Origin of the sequence: Roseovarius pacificus (assembly GCF_900142665.1) — a bacterium.
GTDB classification, from domain to species: domain Bacteria; phylum Pseudomonadota; class Alphaproteobacteria; order Rhodobacterales; family Rhodobacteraceae; genus Roseovarius; species Roseovarius pacificus.
In genome coordinates this window covers 66,971-90,189 of record NZ_FRBR01000008.1, presented here as the reverse complement: position 1 = coordinate 90,189, position 23,219 = coordinate 66,971, and the positions used below count along the sequence as shown (strand labels likewise).

23 protein-coding genes are annotated in these 23,219 nt (G+C 57.5%); 13 read left to right on the top strand and 10 right to left on the bottom strand.

The window, feature by feature from the left end; all coding sequences use genetic code 11:
* The first annotated feature begins 161 nt into the window (after positions 1-161).
* The 12 genes from BUB53_RS13960 to BUB53_RS13905 all read left to right on the top strand — a co-directional run bounded on the left by BUB53_RS13960 (position 162) and on the right by BUB53_RS13905 (position 12,073).
* A complete protein-coding gene (locus BUB53_RS13960) occupies positions 162-362 on the top strand; it encodes a Flp family type IVb pilin (RefSeq protein WP_073035389.1) in 201 nt (66 codons plus the stop codon).
* Between the two features lie 203 nt (positions 363-565).
* Entirely contained in the window at positions 566-1,435 is an 870-nt protein-coding gene (gene cpaB, locus BUB53_RS13955) for a Flp pilus assembly protein CpaB (RefSeq protein WP_073035388.1), read from the top strand.
* Positions 1,436-1,636: 201 nt separating this feature from the next.
* Entirely contained in the window at positions 1,637-3,043 is a 1,407-nt protein-coding gene (locus BUB53_RS13950; protein ID WP_073035387.1) for a type II and III secretion system protein family protein, read from the top strand.
* 17 nt (positions 3,044-3,060) lie between these two features.
* Positions 3,061-3,711, top strand: coding sequence for an OmpA family protein (locus BUB53_RS13945; RefSeq protein WP_084729151.1), 651 nt, complete (start codon positions 3,061-3,063; stop codon positions 3,709-3,711).
* Positions 3,712-3,966: 255 nt separating this feature from the next.
* On the top strand, positions 3,967-5,196 hold the full coding sequence (locus tag BUB53_RS13940) for an AAA family ATPase (protein ID WP_073035386.1): 1,230 nt from the start codon (positions 3,967-3,969) through the stop codon (positions 5,194-5,196).
* A 19-nt stretch (positions 5,197-5,215) separates the two neighbouring features.
* A complete protein-coding gene (locus BUB53_RS13935) occupies positions 5,216-6,685 on the top strand; it encodes a CpaF family protein (protein WP_073035385.1) in 1,470 nt (489 codons plus the stop codon).
* A 5-nt stretch (positions 6,686-6,690) separates the two neighbouring features.
* Entirely contained in the window at positions 6,691-7,659 is a 969-nt protein-coding gene (locus BUB53_RS13930) for a type II secretion system F family protein (protein ID WP_073035384.1), read from the top strand.
* A gap of 13 nt (positions 7,660-7,672) precedes the next feature.
* Positions 7,673-8,659, top strand: coding sequence for a type II secretion system F family protein (locus BUB53_RS13925; RefSeq protein WP_073035383.1), 987 nt, complete (start codon positions 7,673-7,675; stop codon positions 8,657-8,659).
* 12 nt (positions 8,660-8,671) lie between these two features.
* Positions 8,672-9,226, top strand: coding sequence for a tetratricopeptide repeat protein (locus BUB53_RS13920; RefSeq protein WP_073035382.1), 555 nt, complete (start codon positions 8,672-8,674; stop codon positions 9,224-9,226).
* Positions 9,227-9,252: 26 nt separating this feature from the next.
* On the top strand, positions 9,253-10,110 hold the full coding sequence (locus BUB53_RS13915; protein WP_073035381.1) for a tetratricopeptide repeat protein: 858 nt from the start codon (positions 9,253-9,255) through the stop codon (positions 10,108-10,110).
* Between the two features lie 15 nt (positions 10,111-10,125).
* Positions 10,126-10,626, top strand: coding sequence for an A24 family peptidase (locus BUB53_RS13910; RefSeq protein WP_073035380.1), 501 nt, complete (start codon positions 10,126-10,128; stop codon positions 10,624-10,626).
* A gap of 136 nt (positions 10,627-10,762) precedes the next feature.
* Positions 10,763-12,073, top strand: a complete 1,311-nt coding sequence (locus tag BUB53_RS13905; RefSeq protein WP_073035379.1) for an ATPase — start codon at positions 10,763-10,765, stop codon at positions 12,071-12,073.
* A gap of 47 nt (positions 12,074-12,120) precedes the next feature.
* Here the strand turns inward: BUB53_RS13905 and BUB53_RS13900 are convergent, their stop codons facing one another.
* A complete protein-coding gene (locus BUB53_RS13900; RefSeq protein ID WP_073035378.1) occupies positions 12,121-12,600 on the bottom strand; it encodes a DUF4405 domain-containing protein in 480 nt (159 codons plus the stop codon).
* 174 nt (positions 12,601-12,774) lie between these two features.
* On the bottom strand, positions 12,775-13,476 hold the full coding sequence (locus tag BUB53_RS13895) for a LytTR family DNA-binding domain-containing protein (RefSeq protein ID WP_229709554.1): 702 nt from the start codon (positions 13,474-13,476) through the stop codon (positions 12,775-12,777).
* A 265-nt stretch (positions 13,477-13,741) separates the two neighbouring features.
* Between BUB53_RS13895 and BUB53_RS13890 the strand changes: the two genes are divergently transcribed.
* Positions 13,742-14,164: a PaaI family thioesterase gene (locus BUB53_RS13890; RefSeq protein WP_073035376.1), complete on the top strand. Its 423-nt coding sequence runs from the start codon at positions 13,742-13,744 to the stop codon at positions 14,162-14,164.
* A gap of 49 nt (positions 14,165-14,213) precedes the next feature.
* Here the strand turns inward: BUB53_RS13890 and folD are convergent, their stop codons facing one another.
* The 8 genes from folD to pal form a co-directional block, all read right to left on the bottom strand.
* Positions 14,214-15,116 (bottom strand): bifunctional methylenetetrahydrofolate dehydrogenase/methenyltetrahydrofolate cyclohydrolase FolD, encoded by a 903-nt coding sequence (folD, locus tag BUB53_RS13885; RefSeq protein WP_073035375.1) that lies wholly within the window; start codon positions 15,114-15,116, stop codon positions 14,214-14,216.
* 82 nt (positions 15,117-15,198) lie between these two features.
* Positions 15,199-16,875, bottom strand: coding sequence for a formate--tetrahydrofolate ligase (locus tag BUB53_RS13880; protein ID WP_073035463.1), 1,677 nt, complete (start codon positions 16,873-16,875; stop codon positions 15,199-15,201).
* A gap of 177 nt (positions 16,876-17,052) precedes the next feature.
* A complete protein-coding gene (locus BUB53_RS13875) occupies positions 17,053-17,652 on the bottom strand; it encodes an MOSC domain-containing protein (protein ID WP_073035374.1) in 600 nt (199 codons plus the stop codon).
* 93 nt (positions 17,653-17,745) lie between these two features.
* On the bottom strand, positions 17,746-18,531 hold the full coding sequence (locus tag BUB53_RS13870) for a methyltransferase domain-containing protein (RefSeq protein WP_327213545.1): 786 nt from the start codon (positions 18,529-18,531) through the stop codon (positions 17,746-17,748).
* Positions 18,528-20,450: an ATP-dependent zinc metalloprotease FtsH gene (gene ftsH / locus BUB53_RS13865; protein WP_073035373.1), complete on the bottom strand. Its 1,923-nt coding sequence runs from the start codon at positions 20,448-20,450 to the stop codon at positions 18,528-18,530. The genes BUB53_RS13870 and ftsH overlap by 4 nt, the downstream gene beginning before the upstream one ends.
* Before the next feature lie 79 nt (positions 20,451-20,529).
* Positions 20,530-21,783 carry a tRNA lysidine(34) synthetase TilS gene (gene tilS / locus BUB53_RS13860; RefSeq protein ID WP_084729149.1) on the bottom strand — a complete coding sequence of 418 codons (1,254 nt, stop codon included), beginning with the start codon at positions 21,781-21,783 and terminating at the stop codon, positions 20,530-20,532.
* Positions 21,780-22,631: a tol-pal system protein YbgF gene (ybgF, locus tag BUB53_RS13855; RefSeq protein WP_073035372.1), complete on the bottom strand. Its 852-nt coding sequence runs from the start codon at positions 22,629-22,631 to the stop codon at positions 21,780-21,782. The genes tilS and ybgF overlap by 4 nt, the downstream gene beginning before the upstream one ends.
* A 22-nt stretch (positions 22,632-22,653) precedes the next feature.
* Positions 22,654-23,163 carry a peptidoglycan-associated lipoprotein Pal gene (pal, locus tag BUB53_RS13850; RefSeq protein ID WP_073035371.1) on the bottom strand — a complete coding sequence of 170 codons (510 nt, stop codon included), beginning with the start codon at positions 23,161-23,163 and terminating at the stop codon, positions 22,654-22,656.
* Between the last annotated feature and the right edge of the window lie 56 nt (positions 23,164-23,219).

The following is a 23,219-nucleotide window of genomic DNA, read 5'->3' as shown; positions in this document are numbered from 1 at the left end:
CTCCTGACAGGAGCGTATAGTCTTGAACTGGCCGCAAACGTCGCGTTGCGGCCAGTTTTTTTCTGTACCGTGCTGAGATACCAACGGTCACATTTCGGGATGTAAAAACAACGCAATCCAACGCACAACAATTCGTGCATCCAGCCCCGGAGATGACTATCATGAGCGCAGGTAAGAAAACATTCCTGGCCGACGAAGACGGTGCGGTGACTGTCGATTGGGTTGTTTTGACAACTGCGGTTGTCGGCATCGGCGTTGCGGCAGTTTTTACACTTATGACCGCAAATCAGGGTCTGGGTGACAATATCGGCTCGGCCATGTCATCCGCAACGCTTACAGAACTCGATTTCGCCACGAGATAATCCGATCATCGACGACATCAACACATTGTTTTACAGGCGCTGATTGCAACATCTGCATTTTATGACACTTCAGGCGATGTACCCCATGCGATCCAGAAAGGATCATTGCCCTTCCCTGTTTCTGCCACAATCCAGTGTTTAGAAATGCGGATACCGGATGCCACAGGCATCGTGAATGAGCAGCGAGAAAGAAAGGACTGGCCATGCGTTTGGTTTTTGGACTGGTGCTTATGGTAGGTTTGGGTCTGGCCGGCTTTGCCGTTTACATGGCCAAGAGTTATATTCAGGGCTATCAGGCACAGCTTGCCCATGAACGCGCACAGCGTGCGCCACAGATCGAAACGGTCGATGTCATCGTCGCCAACGAGCCCCTGCAATACGGTCAAACGCTTGAGCCGAACATGGTGCGTATGGCGAAATTTCCCAAGAATTCGCTGCCCGAAGGTTACTTTACCAAGGCGGATGTGCTGTTTCCCAACAAGAACGAGGAAAAACGCATGGTCCGCCGCGCCATGGAAAAGAACGAGGCAGTTCTGAAATCTAAAGTCACAAAACCCGGCGAAGCCGCCGGTATTTCCACCGCGCTTGGGCCGGGCATGCGCGCCTTTGCCATCAAGGTTGACGTGGCCAGCGGCGTGTCCGGCTTTCTTCGTCCGGGCGACCGTGTCGACGTCTATTGGACCGGTCAGGTGCGTGGCAACCAGGTGCGAACCGAGGGGAACTCGGTCGGTGACGTGACGAAGCTGATCCAGACCGCCGTCAAACTGATTGCCGTCGATCAGGTCTCCAACGAAGACACACGTCAGGCCATCATCGCGCGTACCGTCACCGTAGCTGCCAAACCGCAGGAGGTTGCAGCGCTGGCGCAAGCGCAAGCCACCGGGCGTTTGTCACTGTCGCTGGTCGGGGCCCAGGACGAAAGCGTTGCAGACGTGATCGAAGTTGACCAATGGCGCCTTCTGGGCCTTTCCAAGCAAGAGGTCGAGGCCCCCGCCCCGAAGAAAGAGGTATGCACGATCAAGACCCGCCGCGGCGGTGAAGTGGTCATCAGCCAGATACCCTGCACCAACTGATCGCGGTTATGTGCCATTCAATCTGTAAAGGGTGTCCTCAGCGGCACCCTTTTTCTTTGACTTTGGTAAGTCTGCCACGGTTCAAAGGTTTTTTTCGAAACTAGCGTTGATTCTTGAAAAAAAATCGGAGTTGGCGCAAAGTGGCCGAAACACGGGCGTCAAGACCCGATTAATTGGGGCGTGATCGGAAAGGCAGGTCACATGAAATATGCAGGCTTCTTGAAAGCGGCCTTGTTTGGGCTGGCGATTGTATTTGGACCGTTTGCAAACACCGTCCAAGCTGAAAACCTTCAAATTGTTCGCAAAGGCGCCAGCCGCGACCTGAGCGTTACATTGAACCGCGCCATTGTTGTCGAAAGCGATACACCCTTCGCCGAACTCAGTGTTGCGAACCCGGGGATCGCGGACTTCTCAACGCTCTCGGACCGCACGATTTACATCCTCGGCAAGGCACCGGGGCGCACGACCATGACGTTGCTGGACGAAACCGGGCGCCTGATCACAAATGTCGAAATTCACGTTTCGACCGATGTCTCGGAATTCAAGGAACGTCTGAACCAGATCCTGCCCAACGAAAAGATCGAGGTACGCACCGCGAATGACGGTATCGTCCTCTCGGGCAGTGTTTCCAGCGCCACCCGCATGGATCGCGCCCTTGCGCTCGCTGAGCGCTATGCGCCGGAACGGGTTTCGAACCTGATGGTTGTCTCCGGCAAACAACAAGTCATGCTGAAGGTTCGTTTTGCAGAAATGCAGCGCAGTGTGTCCAAGCAATTGTCGACCTCACTGGCGATAGATGCCTTGAGTCCCGTCAGTGGCAACGGTGCGGCACTGGCAGGAAGCAATCTGCCCTCGACCGGTGTGAATGCTGGGGGTGTAGCTGCAGGCAACAATGCCGGCGCGGCCTTCTTCGGCTTTGATATCGGTTCGGTCGAAATCGGAATCCTGATGCAAGCCCTTGAACAAAAAGGCGTTGTTCGCACTCTGGCCGAACCCAACCTGACCGCGCTGTCCGGACAAGAGGCCACGTTCCTTGCCGGTGGCGAATATCCCATTCCGGTCGCCCAGGACAACGACACCACGTCAATCGAATTCAAACCTTTCGGTGTGGAACTGAACTTCATTCCACGTGTCGTGGATGAAGATATCATCAACCTTGAACTGGCCGCCGCCGTATCGTCGATCGATACGACGAACGGTATCAACACCGGCACCTTCACGGTCGATGCCTTCCGTCGTCGCGACACCTCCACCACCGTTGCGCTGCGCGATGGAGAGAGCTTTGCCATTGCCGGATTGCTGCAAGACGATTTCCGCGACAGTAACGGCCAGGTACCCTGGCTGGGCGACGTTCCTGTACTTGGCGCGTTGTTTCGCAGTGCGGATTACGCGCGAGCGCAAACCGAACTCGTCATCATCGTAAGCGCACATCTCGTCACACCGACACGGGGCGAGGCCCTGGCCCTCCCGACGGACCGGGTCAAACTGCCGTCCGAAGCCGACCTGTTCCTGAATGGTCGCGTAGCCAAGCAAAACAGGCCGACCGGCACAGCAGGCGAAGTCGCAAGACAGGACTTCACCGGCTCTTACGGATACGTCATGGACTGATGGAAAGGCAGGGGCACATGAAACATCTTCTGGCAACTGCGGGGCTCCTTGCCCTGACCGCCTGCACCACGGATGGCAACGTTTACAGATCTTACTTTTCCGAAGCCGGTGCATTGGTGGACAGCGGCGATTTCGGCAACGCGAACATGAACAACCAACTCGTGATGACTGGCGAAAAGGCCTATGTCTACGATCTGGCCAACCGTTTCTCGAACGAGGTTCTGAGTACCGTCAATTTTGCCTTCAACTCGGCGCAATTGGATGCCGGAGCACGCGACACACTGCGTGAACAGGCGAACTGGATTCGACAGTTCCCCGAGGTTCGCTTCCGTGTTTACGGGCATACCGATGCGGTCGGATCTGCCGCGTACAACAAACAACTGGGCCTGCGCCGGGCAAATGCGGTTGTAAGTTATCTTATCGCTCAGGGTGTCAGCCGGTCACGTCTCGAAGCCGTCGCGTCGTTCGGTGAAACACAGCCGATTATCGTGACCCAGGGGCGCGAACGCCGGAACCGCCGGACCGTTACCGAGGTGAGCGGGTTTGTGGGATCGCATCCCATTGTGATGCAAGGCAAATACGCCAGTGTTGTCTATCGCGAATATATCAACAGCGCACAACCCAAGACAACGCTTTCGATGGGCGGCAGCGAAGGCATCGTCGAGTGACGTAGGCCGAAAAATCTCCCTGTCCGGTTTCGGTCGGGCCAACTCAAAGACCCGCCTTTTGGCGGGTTTTCTTTTTGCCTTCTCAAATCGCACAATTACGATTTTTTGGCCCAAATGTTGCCCAGATTTTCAGGGAATGTCGCGCAGTGGCAAGTGCATCTCCGGAGCGCCCGGCAGAGCCGCGCACCAAGCAAAGACTGAAGGTATCGGGCCAAACCCGACCGGTCGCGCGGAAAAAAGAATGGAACGGACAAGATGACGAGTAGTGCGACGACAGACCCAAGCCCGATCCTGGCCTGTACGATCAGCCGTGACGTACAGAACTTCGATCTTCTGATCGAAGATATGGAAACAGTTCTGGGAGAAAGCTGGGGCGATCTGGGCTTTGCCGAAGCATTGGCCTTTTTCAATCAACCCGAAGCACAGTCTCTTGAGTTCGTTGCCCTTGCAATCGACGACGCTGATGAGGGCGACCTTGTGATGCTGGGTGAAATCATCGCTCTGGCCAATGCAAAAGGTATAAAGGTCATCCTGATTGCCGAGGATGTCAGCCCCGCGGCGCTGCATCAGTTGCTCCGGCAGGGCGCCGATGAATTCGTTCCTTATCCCCTGCCCGAAGGTGAACTGGAAGCGGCCATAGAGCGTTTGAAAAAACGCGAGCAACAGGCCGCGGTGACCAGGAATTCGTTCGTTTCGACAGACACTCCTGCGGATGGTGTCCTTCTGGCAGTGCAACCGATTGCCGGCGGTACCGGAGCCACAACGATGGCCGTAAACCTGGCCTGGGAACTGGCCAATGTGGAAAAGAAGGACGGTCCCAGGGTTTGTATTCTGGATTTCGGCCTTCAGACCGGAACAGTAGCAACCTATCTGGATTTGCCACGCCGTGACGTCGTCTACGACATGTGGAGCGATACCGACGCCCTGGATGAAGAAATTTTCCGCCAGGCCCTGACATCCTATGACGACAAGCTGTGGGTATTGACTGCGCCCCATGACATCTTGCCACTCGATATGATCTCATCCGAAGACGTGCAGCGGGTGCTGGACCAGGCACGCGCAAAGTTCGATTACGTCATTGTCGACATGCCCTCTACACTGGTGCAGTGGACAGAAACCGTTCTGAGCAATGCCCAAATCTATTTCACCACACTCGAACTCGACATGCGTTCGGCGCAGAATACCCTACGGTTCAAACGGGCGCTCCGGGCCGAGGAACTGCCCATTGAAAAGGTACGCTTCTGCCTGAACCGCGCCCCGAAGTTCACCGACCTGAATGGCAAAAGCCGGGTCAAACGGCTGTCGGAGAGTCTTGAAATTTCCATCGAATTGCAGCTTCCCGATGGGGGCCGTCAGATCACCCAAAGCGGCGATCATGGTGTGCCGCTGGCCTCTTCCGCAGCAAAGAACCCGCTGCGCAAGGAATTCGCCAAACTGGCATCCTCCCTGCATGAGCTTGGGAAAAGCGACGCAGAAGCCGCATAAGGCGAGAAGGTAAAGACATATGTTCTCACGTTACAAAAAATCGCCCGGAAGCAAAGCTGGCCCCGAAAGCACGAAGGTTAAGGCGGCCAAGGCCGCAACGGCAGCACCTGCCATGCCCAAAACGGCACCGGTCGGAGAGGCGTCAAGCGCCTCGCTGCGCAAGCCAACACAATTGGCACCGGCCAAACCGCAATTGGCCGACAAGGAACGCAAACGCAAAGAACGCCTTGCCGAAATCAAGCTGGATCTTCACCGTGCGCTTCTGGACAATCTGAATCTCGGCGCACTCGATTCTGCCTCCGAGTCCGACCTGCGCGCCGAAATCAGTTCCATCACTTCCGAGGTTCTGGAAGAACGCAGCATCGTCCTGAACCGTGAAGACCGCACTACGCTGACACAGGAACTCTATGACGAGGTGCGTGGTCTTGGTCCGCTGGAAACGCTTCTTCAGGACGACACCGTAAACGATATTCTGGTCAACGGTCCGCATCAGATTTTCGTAGAACGGGCGGGCAAGCTGGAACTCAGCGATGTGACGTTCAAGGACGAACGCCACCTTCTGCGTATTATCGACAAGATCGTGTCGGCCGTAGGTCGGCGCGTGGATGAATCGAACCCTTACGTCGACGCACGCCTGGCCGATGGATCGCGTTTCAATGCCATGGTGCCTCCAGTCGCAGTGGACGGCAGTCTGGTCTCGATCCGTAAATTCAAAAAGGACAAGCTGGGCATTGACGATCTAGTCAACTTCGGTGCCTTTTCCGAAGAAATGGCGGCCTATCTTCAGGCCGCCGTCGCCACCCGCCTGAACATCATTGTTTCGGGCGGAACCGGTTCGGGTAAGACAACCACACTCAACGCACTGTCGTCTTTCATCGATAATTCCGAACGCATACTGACAATTGAGGATACGGCGGAACTTCAGTTGCAGCAGATTCACGTCGGACGGATGGAGAGCCGACCGCCCAACGTCGAAGGCAAAGGCGAGGTTTCTCCGCGTGACTGTCTGAAAAACGCCCTGCGGATGCGCCCCGACCGCATTATCGTCGGGGAAACACGTGGTGAAGAAGTGATTGACATGCTTCAGGCCATGAACACGGGGCACGACGGATCGATGACGACGATCCACGCCAACAACCCCCGCGATGCGATCAGCCGTCTGGAAAACATGGTTGCAATGGCCGGTATTGAAATGCCGCTCAAAGCCGTGCGCAGCCAGATCGCTTCGGCGGTGCATCTGATCGTGCAGGCATCGCGATTGCAGGATGGCTCGCGCCGGATGACCTCGATCACCGAAGTGACGGGCATGGAAGGCGAAGTGATCTCGATGCAAGAGATTTTTCGTTACCAGCGGGTCGACCTGACCCCCGACAACAAGATCATCGGTCATTTCACGGGAACTGGTGTGCGCTCGAACTTCTCCGAGCGATTCCGGCTGTGGGGGTATGATCTGCCCTCGACCATCTATGAACCCATCGCTGCGGAGTAAGACAAATGTCCATCAGTGCAGAGCCGATCATCTATGCAATGATCTTCGTGGCGGTTCTTGTCGTCGTCGAAGGTATCTATCTAACGGTATTCGGGCGCTCGATCAGCCTGAACAACCGGGTGAACCGCCGCCTGGAAATGCTGGACAAATCCGGCAACCGTGAAGAGGTGATGGAAAAGCTCCGCAAGGAGATGGAGCAGCACCTCAAGGCGCGCAACATCCCCATTTATGCGATCCTGTCTGAAAAGGCTCAAAAGGCTGCCATCGCGTTCACCCCCAAGCAGCTGATCCTGCTGATGATCGGGGTCAGTATCATGGCTTTTGCCGGGCTGACTATCGGAACGGCCACCAGCATACCTGTGCGGGCACTGGTCTCCGTAGCCTTTGGCGTGGGCGGTGTGTTCACATGGATCAACATGAAAGCCAGCAAGCGCATGGCCATGCTGGAAGAGCAACTTCCCGACGCCATCGAACTGATGGTCCGGAGCCTGCGCGTGGGGCATCCCTTTGCATCGGCCATCGCGATCGTCTCAAATGAAATGGCCGACCCCCTGGCAACCGAGTTCGGCGTCATCGCCGACGAAGCCGCCTATGGCCGCGACATGGGTGAGGCGCTCAAGGACATGGCCGAGCGTCTCGACATGCAGGATTTGCGCTTTCTGGCCGTGGCCGTGACCATTCAGCAGCAATCGGGTGGTAACCTGGCCGAAATCCTCGATGGTCTGGCCAAGGTGATCCGCGCCCGTTTCCGCCTGTTTCGCCGGGTCAAGGCGATTACCGCCGAAGCCAAATGGTCAGGCAAGTTCCTGTCTGGCTTCCCCATCCTTGCGCTGATCGGGATTCAGGTGATCGACCCCAATTACTATGACGAAGCCATGCAGCACGCCTTCTTTATCCCCGCATGCCTGGTGGTGGGAACGTTCCTTGTGGCCAACCTGATTGTCATGCGTGCACTTGTGAATATCAAGGTTTGAAGGGAACTTCGTGATGCAATTCCTGAACCAAATCCAGGAGCGCCTGGTCGACGCACTTGGCCCCTTCGGACCGATCATCGCAATCGGAACACTCGGCATCCTTCTGGTGCTGATCATGATCCCGGCCCTGATCAAGGATTCCAAAGATCCGCTTGAGAAACTCAAGCGTGATCAGCGGGGCCAATCCCTGAGCCAACCTGACAAAGGACAGCGCCTCCGGACGAACCAGCGCAACCAGAAGCTGGACAAATACGCGAACTTCCTCGAACCGCAGGATGACAAGCAGTTTTCGCAAATCAAACTGACGCTGATGCAGGCCGGATATCGCGGGCGCGATGCGGTACGCTATTACTATTTCGCACAGCTTGCCCTGGCACTCGGGTTGTTGATCCTTGGTGTCCTCTACTACCTGCTGTTCGTTGCAGGCGAGGAAAGTTCAGCCAAGGATGCGGTACTCTATATTCTGGGCCCGGCAGGTGTGGGATATATGCTGCCCAAGTACTGGGTGACAAAACGCCAGCAGCAACGTCAGGAAGAAATTTCCGACGGTTTCCCCGACAGCCTGGACATGATGCTGACATGCGTCGAAGCCGGCCAGTCGCTGGATCAGTCGATCATCCGCGTCGCCAACGAAATTGCCGTATCATATCCTGCTCTGGCCGAAGAATATGAAATCGTCGCGCACCAGATCAAAGCCGGTCGTGACAAACCCTCGGTTCTCAATGAGATGGCCGAGCGTTGTGGCGTGCAGGATATCTCCAGTTTCGTGACCGTTCTGATCCAGTCACAGACTTTCGGCACCTCGATCGCCGATGCCCTCAGGGTTTACGCAGGTGAGATGCGTGACAAACGCGTCATGCGCGCCGAGGAAAAAGCCAACAAGCTGCCAACCAAGATGACATTGGCCACGATGATGCTTACAGTGCCGCCATTGTTGATCATTCTGGTCGGGCCATCGGTTCTGGGGATCATGGAACTCTTTGCGATGGCTGGCCGCTAGGCATGAGGCGCCATGATACGACCAGCGGCATTTACCGCTTTCTGCATTGTCCTGGCTGCATGCAACAGCCAGGACATTTCGCGTGATAACCCTTACGCTCCCGGAATTTCACAAAAGGGCGAAGCCGTTGATGGAATGGTTGTCGGCCACCGTCTGATGGCAGCGGGAGAATACGATCTGGCCATTGACGCATTTTCACGTGCGGCTCTCGAACAGGGAATGAGCGCCGAGGTTCTGGCCGGGCTTGGCAGTGCACATCTCGGACTGGGGCAACTGGGGACAGCCGAGCGAATGCTGCGCGATGCGATCGAGCGTGACGAAGACGCCCCGGAAATCTGGAACAATCTGGGCGTAGTGCTTATGGAAAAGGGCAAAACCGCCGAAGCCGCACAAGTGTTCCAACGCGCCTATGCATTTGATAATGGCGAAAGTGACGCAATTCGTGACAATTTGCGGTTAGCTCTCGAAAAATCCGAAAAATCCTATTATGGTGAAGCGCAAGAGCAAGATTACAAACTGGTACGACGCGGCAGCAGCGATTATCTGATCCGTCGCGTATCGGGTTGAGGCGAAGGCAGTAAAAGGACGCAAAAATGCGCCACCCTATCTATCTTTCCCTGTTCGTAGCAGGTGCTATGGCCCTGTCCGGTTGCGAACAATCCAAGGGCCCCGAAGTAGACCGCGCCTTTCAAGGCGTGAATGTCGTGGATGAAAGCAATCTGAACGATGTAATGTTGAACGTGGCCGACGCAAACGAGGCCGTGTCATACTTTCAGCGGGCCACAAGTGAAAAACCGGACCGTATAGATTTACAACGTGGTCTTGCAAAATCCCTGGTCCGCGCCAAGCGTTACACCGAAGGCGTCGGGACTTGGAAAAAGGTCACCGAGCACGCTGAAGCAACCGACGATGACCGTGTGGATTATGCGGATGCTCTGATCCGCAACAATGAATGGGAACGTGCCGACAAGGTTCTGGATGCGATCCCGCCCACCTTCGAGACATTCAAGCGCTATCGCCTTGAAGCAATGATCGCGGACAGCAACCAGGACTGGAAAAAAGCCGACAGTTTCTATGAAACCGCCGTCGGTCTGACCACCCGGCCCGCGGGCGTGATGAACAACTGGGGGTATTCCAAACTGACCCGCGGTGATTTTCAGGCCGCCGAACGCCTGTTCAGCGATGCCGTCCGCCAAGATGAATCCCTGTTCACCGCCAAGAACAACCTTGTTCTTGCACGTGGCGCTCAGAAGAAATACTCGCTCCCGGTCATGCCTGTCACGCAGGTCGAGCGTGCGCAACTGCTGTATACGCTTGGCCTGTCCGCGGTGAAACAAGGCGACACCACGATCGGCAAGGGCCTGCTGCGCGACGCGATCGAAACTCATCCCCAACATTTCGAGGCCGCAGTGCGCAGCTTGCGCGCGCTAGAGGGCAATGTAACGAACTAAGCCATCGGGAACCGCATGTCGCTTGATATCACCTCTGCGCAGGCGTTGTGGTTCCTGCCCTTTGTGTTGCCGATCAGTCTTTGGGTCGTCTGGAGCGACCTGAGCACGATGCGCATTCCCAACAAGGCAGTTCTGGCCCTGACGGCAGTGTTTCTCGTGGTCGGCCTCATCGCCTTGCCTTTGGCTGACTACCCCTGGCGCCTGCTCAACCTTGCCATCGTCTTGTTGTTCGGGATTCTGGTTAATGCGGCAGGCCTCATGGGGGCCGGAGATTCCAAATTTCTGGCCGCAGCCGCCCCTTTCATTGCACCAGGGGATTTCACCCTGATCAGCGTGATCTTCGCAGTCAACATGGTAGCCTGCTATGCAACACATCGGATGATCAAGCATTCCGGACTGCGCAACATGGCCCCCGATTGGCAAAGCTGGACCAGTGGCAACAAGTTTCCCATGGGTTTCGCGCTTGGCAGCAGCCTTGTGATCTATCTGTGGCTTGGGGTTATGTTCGGCCAATAGCAGAGCAAACTGTTTCCTTTGCCCCGGCCCTGCCCGACCGCTTCCACAATTTCTGCACGATTACACTGCATTCTGAGCACGCGTTCGTCTTTCGGCGAGGGCAAGCATGAACCAGACAAATCGCAGGCGATCCCAAATGAATATGCAAGTGACACAAGGCGTGCAGCCGCCACCGCCTCCAAGCGGTCTGAACGAAATGAGGCTGCCGCTCGTGATGATGCGTGACATCCTGATTAAGACAATGTTCCGCAAGAATATCGATCTTGTCAGCGAGTTGGCCGAAGCGATTTGCCTTCCCCGAGCCGTGACACAGGAACTGGTCGACATGGGCCGCGAGCAACGCCTGATCGAGGCAACCGGCACGCTGAACGCCAATTCGGGCAGCGAGATGGGCTATCAGCTTACAGACGCAGGCAAATCACGCGCCCTCGACGCCTTGTCCCAGTCTGAGTATTTCGGCGCCATGCCCGTGCCTCTGTCAGTCTATCGTGAACAGGTTCAGCGCCAGTCAATCCGCAACATCCAGATCACCCGCAAGGAACTGATCGACGCCATGGGCCACCTGGTGTTGCCCGACAGTTTGCTGGACCATCTTGGCCCGGCTGTCTCGGCAGGGCGGTCGATCTTGATGTATGGCCCACCCGGCAATGGTAAATCCAGCATTTCCAACGGTATCCGCGATGCGATGGGGGACAAGATTTACGTGCCTCGCGCCATCGAATACGCCGGGCAGGTGATTACAGTCTACGATCCGATCGTACACTCCAAGGCCGAAGTCGAAGTGGACGACCCCGGCAGCCTGCGCCGCAAGCGCACCTTCGATACCCGTTATGTGCGCTGTGAGCGACCGACGGTCATTACCGGGGGCGAGCTTAGCCTCGATATGCTGGACCTGGTCTATAACCCCACGGCGCGCACTTATCAGGCCCCGCTGCAACTCAAATCCACCGGCGGCATCTTCATCGTGGACGACCTTGGCCGTCAGGCCGAACCGCCACAAAGCCTGGTCAACCGCTGGATTGTTCCCCTGGAAGAATCCAAGGATATCCTTGCCCTGCAGTCGGGTGAAAAATTCGAAGTTCCCTTCGATACGCTGGTGATTTTCTCAACCAACTTCCACCCGAACGAAATCTTCGACCAGGCGGCGCTGCGCCGGATTTTCTTCAAGATCAAGATCGACGGCCCCAATCAGGCCAACTTCCTCAAGATCTTCGCCATGGTCGCCAAGAAAAAGCAAATGCCGCTGGATGAGGCCGCGCTGGTGCATCTGCTCAAGGTGAAGTACCCGACCATCGACAACATCTATGCCAACTATCAACCGGCGTTCCTGATCGATCAAATGGTATCGATCTGTGAGTTCGAGGGCATCCCCTATCAGATGTCCCCCGAACTGATCGACCGGGCCTGGGCGAATATGTTCGTCAAGGAAGAAAAGATCATCCACTGAACGGCATACACCGGTCTGCTCACGCGTGCGTTGCGTGGGCAAGTTGTTTATTTCTGGAATATCAAACCCAGTATCTCGGCCTGCACCTTGCGATCACCACCAGCAAGGTCCGCGACAGTCTGTTCGGCTTCCGCCATATACCCGGCCGCCTGCAACCTTTCTGTCACTTGCTCGCTTTCGGCCCCCGCCAATGCCACGACTTGCGCTACAGGAGCCTGCCCCAAGCCTTGCATGACAGCCGCAACCGGGCTGCCGCCACCGCCCAGTGGCAGGAACGAAGCCGCCAACAAGATTACGAAGCCAGCGATCAGACCGCGTGCAACGGGGCGTTTCAGATATCCGCGAAAAGCCCTGAAATTCACGCTCAGATGCAGAACGACACCAATTACCAAGGCCCAACTCAACCATTCATGGGCGGCTTTGTTGAGGCCCATATCCAAATGGAAAAACATCAGAACGCCGGTCACGGTACTCAAGATGAAAGCACCGATTGTCAAAGGCGTGGCAATTTGGCGTAGGCTGGGCATTGGAAGCTCCGTTTCATGATCGTGACATCCATGAAACGGCGCAGTTACGAGTTTCCGGCGAAAGCCCTCCGCATACCCGCTATGCGCTGGAGGCGCGACTTTTTCGGGTGCTACGGGCACCTCTTATCAGCCATCCCCCCTTCTGTACGGTGATATCGCCACACTGGGAAGCGATCAGCCCTTGACCGCAATGGCCAGGCCACCTCGCTGTTTTGAAACCAGTCCCGCTTCTTCCAGATTCGGACGGTACTTTCTGCTGACTGGAACACGGTCCCCATTGCACAATAATACGAACAGTTTATGGGCGCTTTCGCGTTCCGTTCCAACGATAGCCGAACGTGTCACCCAGTGCGAACGATGTACGCAATACCCTTCGACCGGTTCCATTTCGTCAATCGCGTCAGCCAACCGCATCCGCAGCACCTCGCTGCCCGCCATGGTCACGACTTCGACGTAGTGATCGTTCGCACTGATCCGCAGAACCCTGCCGCGCTTTTCCTTCGGCAATCGCCGCAACAGGCGTGGCTGGTCAGGTTTTGGGATTTCATCTTCGGCGTGGTTCACGAGATATGCCACGGGTTCCGAACGGCAAATCTGCCGGCGCAACACGAAAATTCCAGCCGAAACGACAAAGGTGTTCAGCATTACCTCGAACAGATACAGCTCAATCGTGCTGGTCGCGGGCTCCAGATTACTACGCAACATCCACACAATCGGCCCAAAGGTCACACCAACGGTCAGGGATGCGAAAGCATCAAAGATCAATGGCCGTTCGAACCCGACGACCAGCACCGCCAATCCACGCGCCCCGTAGCCGAACAACATTCCGATGCTCACCACGAGAAACCAATAGAGCAACCGAACTGGCCAGTGCATGGACTCGTAAGATCCGAAAGGCCCCGCCAGAGTGGCCAGTACGATACAGGCCACCCAGATAAAAATGGTCAAGGGTGAGAAAAGTGAAGAATAGGTTCTTACGAAAACGTCCCTGATTTCACCCGGTGGCAACATGACCCTCATCAACCGCTGAAACTTAGAACGCTTATAGCGTTTTTCTCGTGTATGCCAAGTATTCACAAGACCAGTGCACCCCTTTAGGCTGTTAAAGCTAACGTGGGGAACTGTGACGGGCAAATCGTAAATGACATTCGAACATGAGGAAAAAGTGCGCAAAAGTTTTGCCGCGCAAACCATGATGGCAACTCTTGGCGCCGAGTTAACCCATATTGCAAAGGGTGAAACCGAGATACAGGCCCCCATACTGCCCGGTTGTCGGCAACAGCATAATGTTGCACATGCCGGTCTGACTTTTGCGATCGGCGACAGCGCGGCCGGCTACGCGGCTCTGTCGATCATGCCCCACGATCACGAAGTTATGACCACGGAAATGAAAATCCACCTGCTTGCGCCCGGTCAGGGCGATCTTCTGATCGCCCGAGGCCGCGTGATCAAACCGGGCAGGCGCTTGGTCATCATACAAGCCGATGTATATGGCCGTACCGGCTCAGACGAGGTGCATATCGCAATGATGACCGGTACGATGATTCCCCTGCCCTCCAAATGAAAAACCCCGGCGTGGTATCCGGGGCTTTTCCATCAATACGGAGCCGGGATCAGGCGGTCAGGCCCTCGGGCTCGGACAGGCCATTCGCCCGACAGCATGCCGTGACGGTATTGGCCAGAAGGCAGGCGATGGTCATCGGCCCCACACCGCCCGGCACCGGGGTGATGGCGCCCGCAACGACGGCGCAGCTATCGTAATCGCAATCCCCGACAAGGCGGGTCTTGCCCTCGCCCTTTTCAGGTGCGTCGATACGGTTGATCCCCACATCAATGACGGTGGCACCCGGCTTGATCCAGTCACCGGTCACCATCTGCGGACGGCCAACAGCCGCCACCACGATATCCGCACGGCGGGTCACCTCCTCGATGTCCTTGGTGCGGCTGTGTGCGATGGTCACCGTACAGCTATCGCCAAGCAGAAGCTGCGCCATCGGCTTGCCCACGATATTCGAGCGGCCGATCACCACCGCGTTCAACCCCGAAAGACTACCGTGGTGATCGCGCAGCATCATCAGACAGCCGAGCGGCGTGCATGGCACCATGGATTTCTGACCCGTCCCCAACAAACCCACGTTCGAGATATGAAACCCATCGACATCCTTGGCCGGGTCGATCGAGTTGATCACCAGATCCTCGTTCAGATGTCCCGGCAGCGGCAGCTGCACCAGAATACCATGCACCGCCGGATCGGTATTCAGCTTGTCGATCAGCGCCAGCAAATCCTCTTCCGAGGTATCGGCATCCAGCTTGTGCTCGTAAGAGTTCATGCCGGCCTCGACGGTCTGCTTACCCTTCGAGCGCACATAGACCTGACTGGCGGGGTCTTCGCCAACCAACACCACGGCCAGACCGGGAATAATTCCATGCTCTTCTTTCAGCCGCGCCACATGGCCTGCGACCTTTTCCCGGACCGTGGCCGCGAAGGCCTTGCCGTCGATGATCTGTGCCGTCATCGGTTTTCCTTTCCCAGTTTGGGTCAAACGCGCATGTGCGTCCCGCATAGCTTGACGGAGCGCACTGGTTCAAGTGTTCGGCTCAGAACAGACCTTCGATGTCGCCGTCGGCATTCAGCTTGATCGCCTCGGCGGCGGGTTTGCTGGGCAGGCCCGGCATAGTCATGATCTCACCGCAGATCACCACGACAAAACCCGCACCCGCACTCAGGCGAACTTCGCGGACGGGCACCGAGTGACCAGTTGGCGCACCACGACGGGTCGGGTCGGTGGTAAAGCTGTATTGCGTCTTGGCCATGCAGACCGGAAGATTGCCGTATCCGGCTTCTTCCCATTCCTTCAGCTGGTTGCGGATTTTCTGATCGGCCAGAACCTCATCGGCGCGGTAGATACGCTTGGCGATGGTTTCGACCTTTTCCAGCAGCGGCATGTCGTCGGCATAGAGCGGTGCGAAATTGGCCCAATCGCCCTCGGCGATTTCGGCAACCCGTGTCGCCAGCTCTTCGGTACCTTCCGACCCTTTGGCCCAATGCTGGCACAGGATCGCTTCCGAGCCTTGCTCGGCCACGTAATCCTTGACGGCCTGCACCTCGGCGTCCGTGTCAGTCACGAAATGGTTGATCGCGACGACAACCGGGACACCGAAGGATTTGACGTTCTCGATATGACGGCCCAGGTTCGGGCACCCCTTCTTGACCGCGTCGACATTCTCTTCGCCCAGATCGGCCTTGGCGACACCACCGTTCATCTTCATCGCACGCACGGTGGCCACGACCACCACCACCGAGGGGGCAAGGCCGGCCTTGCGGCATTTGATGTTCATGAACTTCTCGGCACCCAGATCGGCACCGAAACCGGCTTCGGTCACGACGTAGTCAGCGATTTTCAGCGCCGTAGTCGTCGCCATGACCGAGTTGCAGCCATGCGCGATGTTGGCGAACGGGCCACCGTGGACGAAGGCGGGGTTGTTTTCCAGTGTCTGCACCAGGTTGGGCTGCATCGCATCCTTGAGCAGCACCGTCATTGCACCGTCGGCCTGAATATCGCGGCAGGTGATCGGCTCTTTCTTGCGCGTGTAGGCAACGATGATGTCACCCAAACGGCGCTGCAGGTCGTCCAGATCGGTTGCGAGGCACAGGATCGCCATGACCTCAGAGGCCACGGTGATATCGAACCCGGTCTGGCGCGGGAAACCGTTGGCCACACCGCCAAGCGACGTGACGGTATCGCGCAGGGCACGATCGTTCATGTCCAGCACACGACGCCAGACAACGCGACGTTCGTCGATCGCCAGTTCGTTGCCCCAGTAGATATGGTTGTCGATCATCGCGCTCAGCAAGTTGTGCGCCGTGGTGATCGCGTGGAAATCCCCCGTGAAGTGCAGGTTCATTTCCTCCATCGGAACGACCTGTGCATACCCCCCACCAGCAGCACCGCCCTTCATGCCAAAGCACGGTCCGAGGCTTGCCTCGCGGATACAAATGGCCGCTTTCTTGCCGATGCGGTTCAGACCGTCGCCCAGACCGACCGTGGTTGTGGTTTTGCCTTCGCCGGCAGGGGTAGGGTTGATCGCCGTCACGAGGATCAGCTTGCCGTTGTCGTTCCCCTGAACCGAATTGATGAAATCCTGGCTGACTTTCGCCTTGTCGTGGCCATAGGGCAGCAGATGTTCACTGGGGATGCCGAGTTTATCGCCGATCTCCTGAATCGGCTTTTTGTTCGCTTCGCGTGCAATCTCGATATCAGACTTGTAGCTCATGGGTTTCCCTCGTGCTGGCCAGGCGGCCGTGGTGATGTCCTTTTCGGCAATAGCAAGTCCGCGACGGTATGCAGAATGCGATTCCGACATATCCGGCCCTTGTTGCGTCGGCGGATCGCGGAATGGTTTCGGATCGGAAACAGATTCGAAGGGCCAGACGGCGAGGGCGAAATTCACTCAGATGGAAAGAACCTGATCCAGATGCAACCACGGGCGTTGATCAGGCACATGCAACCGCATGGTCTCACCCACCCGCAAAAGGCCTTCACGTTCGACCCAGGCCGTCACGCCCCTCCGCCCTTTCGCTGCCGTCTTGAAAGCGCGGCCATATCCCGGTGTGTCTTCATCAATCGGCTTTGCGGGCAGGTGGCAGGGCCGGTTCTCCATATCGACAACCAATGTCGCCCCTGACTCAACCTGCAATCGCGACGAAGGCGGGATATGGGTAAAATCGGGGATGCCCTCAAGCACCAGCGATGCGCCAACCAGCGCCGGGTCCAGCTTTTCCAGTCCCATTCCGGCGGCAATCTCGGCAAGCTCCTCCGCGCTCAACACCGAAAACTGCCGCACATTGCGAATTTCCGTGCCTTTTGGGTACTGGCTGGTCACGCGACTGCATGAAGGACGGGTCAGTCCGGCATGCTCTTCCCCATCAACGCCCGCGAATGTCGCGGTGACCTCTTGTAGAGGAGTGCTGCGCAGACTGGAGGCACGATCATCGACGCGTCCCAACCATGTTATCGTCGCGGTGAAATCCGTGGGAATGAGGGCTGGCATATTCAATCCTTCAACCAAATGAACGCGCGCAGCTTTGCCGTCGCGCGCGCCTCGGTCAAATGACAAAATGTGACCTTCTATATAAGCGCCGGTTCAAACCGTCAGGGTAAAGAACAGCCTGCGGAAGGGGAAAAGCACCGATCCATCCGCCCGAACAGGATACGCGGCCTTCATGACATCTTCATAGCGGCGAACCAGTTCGGACTTCTCATCCGGTTCCAACGCCTCGAGCACCGGACGCGCATAGGTGCTTTCGGTAAAACGCCGCACCGGATGGCTGCCGGTTTCGGCAACGAGACGCTGATAATACTCGGTTTCCCAAAGACGCAACTGCCCGAGCGGCGCAAGCAATTCCTCATATTTCACTGGTGCCATGACACCCGGCGTACCCATCTTCTCGATTCGGCCAGGAAACAATTCTTCCACAAGACTCAGCCAGACACGATGCGATGGCGCCTTGTTCTGATGCGGCATCTGAACGGCCAGTGTACCACCTTTGCCCAGCATTCCGGCCAGCCGCGGCATCAATTGTTCATGATTGCCAACCCAATGCAGCGCGGCATTGGAAAAAATCAGACCCGGCGCGCGGCGCGGATGCCATTCCCGGATATCGGCCTGTTGCAGATTGTCATAGCCATGCGCCTGGCGTGCCTTTTCGAGCATCGCGGGCGAGGCATCGACCCCCACCAGTGGTCGCCCCCCGGCACGAGCACGCAGGGCCTCGCCAAGCGCGCCGTTGCCACAGCCAAGGTCGATCACATCCCCCACGCCCATCTGGCCCACCGCATTCAGCAGGTCCAGACCGGGCCGCAACCGCAAATCCCGGTACCTTGCATAGGCACCGGGATTCCAGTCGGCTTTTGCCGCTTGCCCGCTCACGTCGAAGGCTCGGGCTCCGGCCCGCCATCGCCCAAACCGGACGATGACTTGGGTTTGGTTTTCGGGATAGCAGTCACCGAGGGTTTATTGTCCTTTTCGGGCGCGCTGCCGTCATCATCGGCCTCTGGCGGTTCACCTTTGATGACGCGGTTGATCTCTTCGCCGGTCAGGGTCTCGTATTCCAGCAGCCCTTGCGCCAGACGTTCCCATTCATCCTTTTTCTCGATCAGGATCGAATACGCCTTTTCATAGGCTTCGTCGATCAGACGCTTTACCTCATCCTCGATGAGTTCTTTCGTATGAGCCGAAATCGAAAATCCGCCTGCCGCGTTGCCCATATAACCTTCGTGGGCCTGTTCATAATCCACGTTACCGACCTTGTCGGACATGCCCCACCGCAGCACCATCGCACGCGCCAGCCCGCTGGCCTGCTGAATGTCACCCGCAGGACCGTTCGACACATCGTCAGGTCCGTATTTCATGATCTCCGCCGCTTTGCCGGCCATGGTCATGGCCAGTTTCTGCTCGCACTCGGACTTGTGCCAGTTCAGGCGATCGATTTCAGGCAGACTGACCACCATGCCAAGCGCACCGCCGCGTGGAATGATCGTGGCCTTATAGACCGGATCGCATTTCGGCAGGGCCAGACCGACGATAGCGTGACCCGCCTCGTGATATGCAGTTTTTTCCTTCTGATCGTCGGTCAGTACCATCGAGCGCCTTTCGGCCCCCATCATGACCTTGTCCTTGGCGTTCTCGAAATCCTCCATGGTCACGAAACGCCGTCCGACACGGGCCGCCATCAGCGCAGCCTCATTCACGAGGTTCGCAAGGTCGGCACCCGAAAAACCGGGGGTCCCACGCGCGATGATTCGCAAATCGACATCCGGACCAAGCGGTGTCTTGCGGGCGTGCACGGCCAAAATCTTTTCACGGCCCTTGATATCGGGGTTGGGCACGGTGATCTGACGGTCGAACCGGCCGGGGCGCAACAGCGCCGGGTCCAGAACGTCCTTGCGGTTCGTGGCGGCGATGATGATCACACCCTCGTTCGCCTCAAACCCGTCCATTTCGACAAGAAGCTGGTTCAAAGTCTGTTCGCGCTCATCGTTGCCACCGCCATAACCGGCCCCGCGGTGACGGCCGACAGCGTCGATTTCGTCGATGAACACGATGCACGGCGCGTTCTTCTTGGCCTGCTCGAACATGTCGCGCACGCGGCTGGCGCCCACGCCGACGAACATTTCGACAAAGTCCGACCCCGAAATCGTGAAGAAGGGCACACCGGCCTCACCGGCAATGGCGCGCGCCAGCAAGGTTTTACCCGTCCCCGGAGGGCCGACCAGCAACGCGCCTTTCGGAATCTTGCCGCCCAAGCGGCTGAATTTCTGCGGATTGCGCAGGAATTCAACGATTTCTTCAAGTTCTTCCTTGGCTTCGTCGATGCCGGCAACGTCGTCAAAGGTCACGCGCCCATGTTTTTCGGTCAGCATCTTGGCCTTGGACTTGCCAAAGCCCATGGCTCCGCCTTTGCCGCCGCCCTGCATGCGGTTCATGAAATAGATCCAGACGCCAATCAGCAGGATGAAGGGCAACAATGAGATCAGGAAGGTCTGAAACCCGGATTGTTCTTGCGGTTCGGCATTCACGGGAATGCCTGCATCGATCAACTTGTTGGTCAGGTCGGCATCCTGCGGCTTGATGGTGACATATTCCTTGCCATCGGCCCCACGGAAGCGGACATTCTCACCATCGAGAGTGACCTGACTGACACTGCCGTCTTCGACAGCCGAGACGAACTCGGAATATTTGATCGACTTGCTCTGGAGCGTGTTGCCAGGGCCGCTGAACAGGTTGAACAGCGCCAGTATCAGCAGGAACAGCACCAGCCAGAAGGCGATATTTCTTGCGTTGCCCAAGGAAGCTCTCCTCACGGTTCGGGTGGCATCGACCTATCACAAGGTCTACCGGTCTTAAATAGAGATCGCAGCGCTATCTTCAATGCGATAAGAATGCATCAAGATAGGCCGCTTCGTCGCGCACCAAATGTGCACTCCAGCCATTTGCCAGCCCGGCACAAGGCGCCGCAACCAGATTTTCGCCCTGCCAAACCCCCGGCGACACCTTCATCGACAAGGCCGGCAGGCCGGTTTCATGCCGTTCAGGACAGGCCATCAGCCCCTTGTCGCCAAGCGCCGCGATATGCAACCCTGCGCCTCCCGGCCCCACCAAACGCCATCGGCCATCCCATACCGCATCAATATCGCCGCGCAGGTCGGCCACCGCCCTGAATTCGCGCATGATCCGCAGTGTATCACTTCGCACGACCAAATGGCACCCGTGCAACGTCATGTCGCTGCCCTGCCCGATGGAATGCAAAAGCTGATCGACGGCCCGGCCACGCGGCCCATACCCTGCCCCACTGATCCATTTCAGCGCTTCCTGAATCAAACGGCGCGCGATCTCTTGCGGCAGATCGGTGAAGCCTTCCTTCTCGATCACCAGATCCCCGGCCTCGACATGAACAAGTTGCCGGGCAGCCGTATACGCATAATGATACAGCGTTGCCCGAACATCGGACATATGATGCGCCACGCGTGATAATCCCTCGGGCCCGATACCAAGCTCGGACAGATGCGACAGCGCATTGCGGGCACGCACCCGCTCGTATCGCCTGTCCTCATTCGTCGGATCGTCGATCCAGCCAATGGATTTGGCACGCAGTATATCACGCAGGGTTTCACGAGGGGTTTCCAGCATGGGGCGGTGAAACGCGATACCCTTGATATTGCGCCTTGGCGCCATCGCGGCCAGACCGTCAACGCCCGATTCACGTGCGAGCCTCATCAGAAATGTTTCGGCCTGGTCGTTTGCCGTGTGGCCCAGAACGACATCGGCAATGCCCTGAACTGGCGCCCAGTCCGCCATAAGGTCATAGCGTGCCAGCCGCGCCTGATCGGGCAAATTGCCCTGACCGTTCCAGCCACCCCAATGCAAGATGTCATGCGGTACATTCAAATCTGCACAGATACGGGCAACCTGTGCGGCCTCGGCTGCCGACTCGGGACGCAAACCGTGATCGACGGTAACAGCCCGCACCTCCGGCCCGCCACCTTTCATCCACTCATGCAGCAGCACAAGCAATGCGGTCGAGTCGCTGCCGCCTGACACGGCAACGCCCAGAGACACCGGGGGTTCGGGCAAAAAATGCGCTGCGATCCGATCCCGCAGCGCCTCGACGTCTGATGTCACGGACAACCCAGATCGGTCATCGCAGATTGTGCTTGCCCAACGGCCTGATCGCCTGGGAAGCGGTTACCGACCTCGGCCAGGGTAACGCAGGCCTGCTCGGTCTGCCCGAGTTGCCCAAGCGCAGCACCGAGACGATAGAGCGATTGCGGGGCTTCGGGGCCGGTTTTGTCCGTACTGAACGTATCCAGATAGGCCCGCGCCGCGGCTTTGAGATCGCCCGCTCCTTCCAGGGCCTCACCGCGCAACAGTCCGGCGCGGGCGGTCATCGGACCACCGGGATAGCTTTGCCGGAACGTCTCGAACTGCGTTGCCGCTTCAGCGTAATTGCCAGCGTCCAACGCCGCCTTGGCCCGGTCGAAATCCGCTTGTTCGCTAACCGCCAACTGGGGGGCATTTGCATTGCCTGTCGTGTCATCGGAGCTGGGATTCACCATGCCCGCATTGCCGCCACCGCCACTGGTTTCAATTCCGCCAAGGGTACTGCTGTCGCCAAGAGCGCCGATGTCGCATCCCTCTTCCAACTCACACAAACGGAATTCCAAATCACCGATCCGGTTTGCACCATCCTCGGCCACGCGCTCGACCTTGTATTCCAGTTGCTCGGTTTGCGAGGTCAAACGCTGCAATTCGCTCTCGATGGCGTTGACACGTTCGATCAGGGTGCCGCTACCGGTCAACTGACCGGCAGCCCCTGTCGTGTTCAGTTCGCGCTTGAGCTTCTGAATTTCGACATAAAGCACCGACAGTTCCTGTCGGATATCGGCCAGGGTTTCCTCTTGCGCCTGCGCTGTCGAAACGGCGGGCAAGGCAAATGCTACACAGCTCACAACGACAAGAAACAGGCGCATCTGGTTCACTCCTGAAATGCGATCAGCTGCTCGGGATGGCGGAGATCACCGTCACGGCACGGCGGTTCTTGGCATAGCAGGCCTCGTTGCTGCACAGCTCGATCGGGCGTTCCTTACCGTAGGAAATCACCTTCAGCCGGTTGCCCGCAACGCCCTTGCTGACAAGATACTCGTGAACCGAATTCGCCCGGCGCGCCCCAAGGGCGAGGTTATATTCACGCGTACCCTGTTCGTCGGCATGGCCTTCGATTACAGCGTTATAATCCGTGTTGGTCAAAAGCCATTGTGCCTGACCATCCAGTGTGGCCTGCGCCGTAGAGGTCAGGGTGGACTGATCGACCTGGAACAAGACCCGGTCACCGACGGTTTGCTGGAAATACAACGGCGAGGCCGGGTCCTGCGCCGTCCCGGCCATGGTCCCGCCCGCCGAATTCAGATCGACAGTGTTTGAATCTCCAAACCGGTCAGGGCTGGAACAGGCCGCCAGTGCCAGCCCGGCGCACAGCATCAATGTCTTGCTCAGATAGGTCATGTCTTGTCCCGCTCGTTATGGGTGCCAGTCTTACACCATTTCTACCATAGCATTCG

What these genes read in the sequence shown, in the direction of transcription:
- BUB53_RS13950 (WP_073035387.1), top strand. Translation starts at nt 1,637, where the DNA reads ATGAAATATGCAGGCTTCTTGAAAGCGGCCTTGTTTGGGCTGGCGATT.
- BUB53_RS13880 (WP_073035463.1), bottom strand. Translation starts at nt 16,875, where the DNA reads ATGAGCTACAAGTCTGATATCGAGATTGCACGCGAAGCGAACAAAAAG.
- BUB53_RS13940 (WP_073035386.1), top strand. Translation starts at nt 3,967, where the DNA reads ATGACGAGTAGTGCGACGACAGACCCAAGCCCGATCCTGGCCTGTACG.
- BUB53_RS13910 (WP_073035380.1), top strand. Translation starts at nt 10,126, where the DNA reads ATGTCGCTTGATATCACCTCTGCGCAGGCGTTGTGGTTCCTGCCCTTT.
- BUB53_RS13920 (WP_073035382.1), top strand. Translation starts at nt 8,672, where the DNA reads ATGATACGACCAGCGGCATTTACCGCTTTCTGCATTGTCCTGGCTGCA.
- BUB53_RS13890 (WP_073035376.1), top strand. Translation starts at nt 13,742, where the DNA reads ATGACATTCGAACATGAGGAAAAAGTGCGCAAAAGTTTTGCCGCGCAA.
- BUB53_RS13875 (WP_073035374.1), bottom strand. Translation starts at nt 17,652, where the DNA reads ATGCCAGCCCTCATTCCCACGGATTTCACCGCGACGATAACATGGTTG.
- BUB53_RS13895 (WP_229709554.1), bottom strand. Translation starts at nt 13,476, where the DNA reads ATGCACTGGCCAGTTCGGTTGCTCTATTGGTTTCTCGTGGTGAGCATC.
- BUB53_RS13945 (WP_084729151.1), top strand. Translation starts at nt 3,061, where the DNA reads ATGAAACATCTTCTGGCAACTGCGGGGCTCCTTGCCCTGACCGCCTGC.
- ybgF (WP_073035372.1), bottom strand. Translation starts at nt 22,631, where the DNA reads ATGCGCCTGTTTCTTGTCGTTGTGAGCTGTGTAGCATTTGCCTTGCCC.
- BUB53_RS13915 (WP_073035381.1), top strand. Translation starts at nt 9,253, where the DNA reads ATGCGCCACCCTATCTATCTTTCCCTGTTCGTAGCAGGTGCTATGGCC.
- BUB53_RS13935 (WP_073035385.1), top strand. Translation starts at nt 5,216, where the DNA reads ATGTTCTCACGTTACAAAAAATCGCCCGGAAGCAAAGCTGGCCCCGAA.
- BUB53_RS13925 (WP_073035383.1), top strand. Translation starts at nt 7,673, where the DNA reads ATGCAATTCCTGAACCAAATCCAGGAGCGCCTGGTCGACGCACTTGGC.
- cpaB (WP_073035388.1), top strand. Translation starts at nt 566, where the DNA reads ATGCGTTTGGTTTTTGGACTGGTGCTTATGGTAGGTTTGGGTCTGGCC.
- pal (WP_073035371.1), bottom strand. Translation starts at nt 23,163, where the DNA reads ATGACCTATCTGAGCAAGACATTGATGCTGTGCGCCGGGCTGGCACTG.
- BUB53_RS13930 (WP_073035384.1), top strand. Translation starts at nt 6,691, where the DNA reads ATGTCCATCAGTGCAGAGCCGATCATCTATGCAATGATCTTCGTGGCG.
- BUB53_RS13960 (WP_073035389.1), top strand. Translation starts at nt 162, where the DNA reads ATGAGCGCAGGTAAGAAAACATTCCTGGCCGACGAAGACGGTGCGGTG.
- BUB53_RS13905 (WP_073035379.1), top strand. Translation starts at nt 10,763, where the DNA reads ATGAATATGCAAGTGACACAAGGCGTGCAGCCGCCACCGCCTCCAAGC.
- folD (WP_073035375.1), bottom strand. Translation starts at nt 15,116, where the DNA reads ATGACGGCACAGATCATCGACGGCAAGGCCTTCGCGGCCACGGTCCGG.
- BUB53_RS13900 (WP_073035378.1), bottom strand. Translation starts at nt 12,600, where the DNA reads ATGCCCAGCCTACGCCAAATTGCCACGCCTTTGACAATCGGTGCTTTC.